Genomic DNA, 5005 nt, shown 5'->3' with positions numbered 1-5005 from the left:
GTGGTGTAAACAACGCAACGTTTTCCTACAGCCTGTTTTATGCAGGCTCTTTTTTTATTCTTATTCACTATCCTCAACGAAAATTAATTTAAGCGTTGATATATAAAAAGGTCGTCTGAAACCAATCGGTTTCAGACGACCTTTAGTCTATCTATCCTTATTGCCAAATTACAATAAGTTCAACAGACAAGCTTTATTTTTCATTCAGAATCTTACCGACAATCTCGCCCACATCTTTGGACAAACCTTCTTGTGCATGGATGCGTTGCAACTCTTTGGTCATAACGGCTTTGCGGTTGGCTTCCAATTTGTTGCAGATGTTGAAAGCCTGTACCAGTCGGGCGGCAACTTGCGGATTGAAGCGGTCGATTTCCATCACTTTATCAGCAACAAAACGGTATCCACTACCATCTTCTGCATGGAAGTGCGGAATATTGCGGCTGAAGCTCATCAATAAAGAACGGGCTTTATTTGGATTTTCAATACTGAACTTAGGATGATTCAAGGCCGTCTGAACTTGCTGTAAAGTATCTTTGCGGCGACTTGAGGCAATCAGGGCAAAATATTTGTCCATTACCAAAGCATCATCGGCAAATTTATCGGCAAATTGTGTCAACAAACGATCGCGGATTTCGCTTTCATTGCTGTTAATTGCGGATAAGATACCCCATTCGTGGGTCATGTTTTGCGCCATTGCTTCGTAATTCTCCGCAACGTGTTCGATATGCGCAGCGTCAGCACGAAGGATAAATGCCCTGCAAGCATTGCGCAAAGTACGCCAGCCGGCCAATTCCGGGCTGTATTCATAACGAACAGCAGCATCGGCTTGGTTTTCTTGCTCGGCAGCTTGACGGTTCAGCTCGCGCCATTGAGGCAGGAACTTGACGGCAACGGCATTGAGCAAGGCTTCACGCGCCTGATGAACCTGAATCGGGTCAATATTTTCTTCTTCCGCCCATACATCGGTTTCAGACGGCATTTGCAGCAAAATGGCACGGAATGCCGGATCAAAGTCACCGGAAACCACCAAAGCCAAAGCATCCATCAATGCTTTGTGTTCCGGCAAAGGACGGCCTTCCGCCAATGCCTGACGGTTGGCGTTAATGGCGCGATGATACAGGGTTTGAGCAGCCTCCCAACGGGCAAACTCATTTTCATCTGCCGCCAACAACGTGGCCAATTCTTGCTCGCTGTACGGATAGTTCAGGGTAACCGGTGCAGAGAAGTCACGCAACAGAGACGGGATAACCGGCTCATTGACGCCGCCCAACACAAAAGTCTGCTCGGCTTCAGTCAATACCAAAACCGCCTCTTTCACACGTTTGCCTTGATATTCAAACTCAACCGCTTCGCCTTTTTCGTTCAGCAAACCGGTTTTGACCGGAATCATCATCGGCTGTTTGTCCACCATATCGGGCGTGGCCGGAATGGTTTGTTTGATGGTCAATTCAAACGCACCATCTTTCAGACGGCCTTGAGCATCTAAAACCGGCGTGCCGGCTTGGCTGTACCACAAAGCGAACTGATCAAGATTGATGCCGTTTGCGTCTGCCATTGCGGCACGGAAATCATCACAAGTCACAGCCTGACCGTCATGGCGTTGGAAATACAGCTTCATGCCTTTTTGGAAGCCCTCTTCTCCGAGCAAGGTGTGATACATGCGCACTACTTCCGCACCTTTTTCATAGACGGTCATGGTGTAGAAGTTGTTCATCTCTTCATAGCTGGCCGGGCGGACAGGATGCGCAGTCGGGCCCGCATCTTCAGGGAATTGGAACAAGCGCAGCATGCGGACATTGTCGATACGGCGTACCACGCGGCTGGCTCGGTCGCCGGAAAACTCTTGATCGCGGAATACGGTCAAACCTTCTTTCAGCGACAATTGGAACCAATCACGGCAGGTCACGCGGTTGCCCGTCCAGTTATGGAAATATTCGTGGCCGACAACAGATTCGATGCCTTCAAAGTCGGTATCGGTCGCGGTACGGCTGTTGGCCAGCACAAACTTGGTGTTGAAAATATTCAAACCCTTGTTTTCCATTGCACCCATATTGAAATCGCCCACGGCAACGACCATGAAAATATCCAAGTCGTATTCCAAGCCAAAGCGTGTTTCGTCCCATTTCATCGCATTTTTCAACGATTCCACTGCAAACCCGACTTTAGGTTTGTCTGTCTCCGTGGTGTAGAACTCGATTTTGACCTTACGGCCGCTCATGGTCGTAAAATAATCTTCCGTTACCGCCAAATCGCCTGCCACCAAAGCAAAGAGATAGCTCGGTTTGGCAAACGGATCTTCCCATTTCACCCAATGACGGCCGTCTGAAAACTCTCCGCCATCGATTTTATTGCCGTTAGACAACAACACCGGATAGCGTTTTTTGTCTGCAACGATTGTGGTGGTAAATTTAGACATGACATCCGGACGGTCGATGTAGAACGTAATTTTGCGGAAGCCTTCAGGTTCGCATTGGGTAAACAGATTGCCGCCGGAGGCATACAGACCCATCAGAGATTTGTTCTCAGCAGGCAGAATTTCGGTTTCCACTTCCAGCGTAAAGTTTTCAGACGGCACGCCGGCAATCGTCAGTTTTTCGTCTTCCAACACATAATCTACGGCCCGGCCGTTTACTTTCACAGACAGCAGTTTTGCCGAACCATCCAATACCAATGGCTCTCCTGCTCTTTCAGGTTGAACGGTCAGACTGGATTTGACGATGGTTTGCGGTTTTAAAATATCGAAATGCAGGTCGGTTTTCAGAATACGGTACGCTGGCGCGGCGTAGTCTTTCAAATAATGGATGGTTTTGCTCATTTGTTCTCTTTCAGAGTCATGCGGTAAATAGATGAAGCATATCGTTTCAGATAGTCTAAATTCAAGTGTTTTCAGAAAAAAAGGCCGTCTGAAACCTAAAATTTCAGACGGCCTCCCTATTCAGGCAGTAAATCTAGTTGCCTGTCATTGCCAACTTACCACTTATACAGCGCACCGACACCGACACCGACATGACCGTCGGTATTGGCCGAGAAGTTGCCTTTGACAATCCAGTTGCCGCCGTCACTCATCGCAGATACGCCGATAGCCATGGCAGACTGACCGCCGTAGTAGCCGCTGCCGACACCGATACCGGTCTCCCCCGGACTGGTTACTTGCGGAATCGAGCCTTGGGCAATCGCACCGGCCACACCCGCGTAGGCTTTCTTACCTACTTGGTTGATGTTGTTCTGCAACTCGGTACCCAAACCAATCAACTGATTCACATTTGCCGCGTCTGTACCGTCTTTACCCGGAGCCACATTGGTAATGCGTTGGCCGCCGTTGTTCAGACCGACAGGAGACAGTTTGACTTGGTTGTTCGGATTGTTTTCAGTCGGTGCAGCGATGGTTACGCCATCGTTGTTGACCACGGTGTTGCCTGCGGTCAGACCGTCTTTGTTCAACGCAACTTTATCGCCGACTTTCATGCCGTCGTTATTCATTACAGTATCGCCTGCTTTGAAGGTATCGGCATTCACTGTCTTCACGCTAATCTCGTCAGCCAACTTCAGTTGAGCACCACCGGCTACGGTTTCGCTGATGATGTTGCTGTCGCCTTTGACATTGATGGTGTCGCCCAATGCATAGTTGTTGCTGCCGGTCGTACCGCCGAAGTTGATGCCTTTGGCGATAGTCGCAGCGTTGTTGGCTACGTTTTGGTTGGTTGCGTACAACTGGCTGCCGTTGACAGCATCTTTGCTGTTGGCGTTGATGTCGCCATCCGCTACGTTGGTTACTTTGTTGCCTGCATTGTCCAAACCGTCTTTAGTCAGGTTTACCTTACCTGCTTTCAAGCCGTCTTTGTTCAATGCAACATCATCACCAACTTTCACACCATCATTATTAACAGTAGTATCACCGGCTTTCACGCTGTCAACGTCCAAGTCTTTATCGGTAGCAACTTCATAAACAGTCTGACCTTTGTCACCTGTTTTTTCAGTCACAACGATGTTCTTACCTTGAACGACTTCAGTTTTAGATGCCGTCGCAGCTTGTTTCAGTTGAGAAACATTAACCGCATCGGTGTCATCCGTACCGGCCGCAACGTTGGTAATCTTGTTGCCGCCATTGTTCAAGCCAGCTTTGGTCAGGTTCACATCGCCTGCTTTCAAGCCGTCTTTGTTCAATGCAACATCATCGCCGACTTTTACACCGTCATTATTCATCACGGTATCACCTGCGGTAACGCTGTCAACTTTCAGGTTTTTATCGGTAGCCACTTTGTAAATGGTTTGGCCATTGGCGCCGACATTCTGAGTAACAACAATGTTATCGCCTTGAACGACTTCGGTCTTAGCCGCAGCCGCAGCTTTGTTCAACTGAGCAACATTCACCGCATCAGTATCATCGGTACCGGCTGCAACGTTGGTAATCTTGTTGCCGCCGTTGTTCAAGCCGGCTTTAGTCAGGTTGACATCACCAACTTTCACGCCATCAGTATTGACGGTGGTATCGCCGGCTTTCACGCTGTCAACTGCCAAGTCTTTAGCCAATTTGACTTCCAACTTATCAGAGCCATTCGCTACAACACCGATATTGCCGTCTGAAAGTTTGGCTGCATCGGTTTGACCGCCAACAATATTCAGCTTCGTACCCGGTTTGCGTTCAACGTCTTTGCCACTGTCGCCGCCGAAAGTCAAAGGCAGATTGGCAGTTGCATTGACGGCTTTAATCGCATCATGGATGTTGTTCTCACCAGTACCGCCAATATCGGTCATGCTGATGTTGCCGCCATTATTGGCCGCATTGCCACCCAATACATTCACCAACTGATCTTGGGCTGCATTCAGCTGCTCTTCAGTCGCCGCACGTTTGCCTTGGGCAAAGTCGCTGCCACCCAAAGTCGTATTGCTCAAGCCGCTGACTTCGCCTTTATTGCCATCGATTTTCACCGGAGCCGCTTGACCGACATTCAACACATCTGCCAGTTTCAGCTGTGCACCACCGGCTACGGTTTCGCTGATGATG

At 49.0% G+C, this 5005-nt stretch carries 2 protein-coding genes; both read right to left on the bottom strand.

What is annotated here, in order from left to right; all coding sequences use genetic code 11:
* Positions 1 to 193: 193 nt before the first annotated feature.
* Positions 194 to 2815 (bottom strand): aminopeptidase N, encoded by a 2622-nt coding sequence (gene pepN / locus HMPREF3052_RS09925; protein ID WP_070749687.1) that lies wholly within the window; start codon positions 2813 to 2815, stop codon positions 194 to 196.
* 155 nt (positions 2816 to 2970) lie between these two features.
* The coding region (locus tag HMPREF3052_RS09920; RefSeq protein ID WP_210399520.1) for a YadA-like family protein at positions 2971 to 5005 on the bottom strand (2035 nt) is incomplete at its 5' end.

The organism is Neisseria sp. HMSC056A03, assembly GCF_001815685.1.
Lineage (GTDB): Bacteria > Pseudomonadota > Gammaproteobacteria > Burkholderiales > Neisseriaceae > Neisseria > Neisseria subflava.
This window is presented reverse-complemented; position numbering and strand designations above follow the sequence as displayed.

Excerpts from the sequence above, each read along its gene's own strand:
- pepN (WP_070749687.1), bottom strand. The coding sequence starts at position 2,815 with ATGAGCAAAACCATCCATTATTTGAAAGACTACGCCGCGCCAGCGTAC.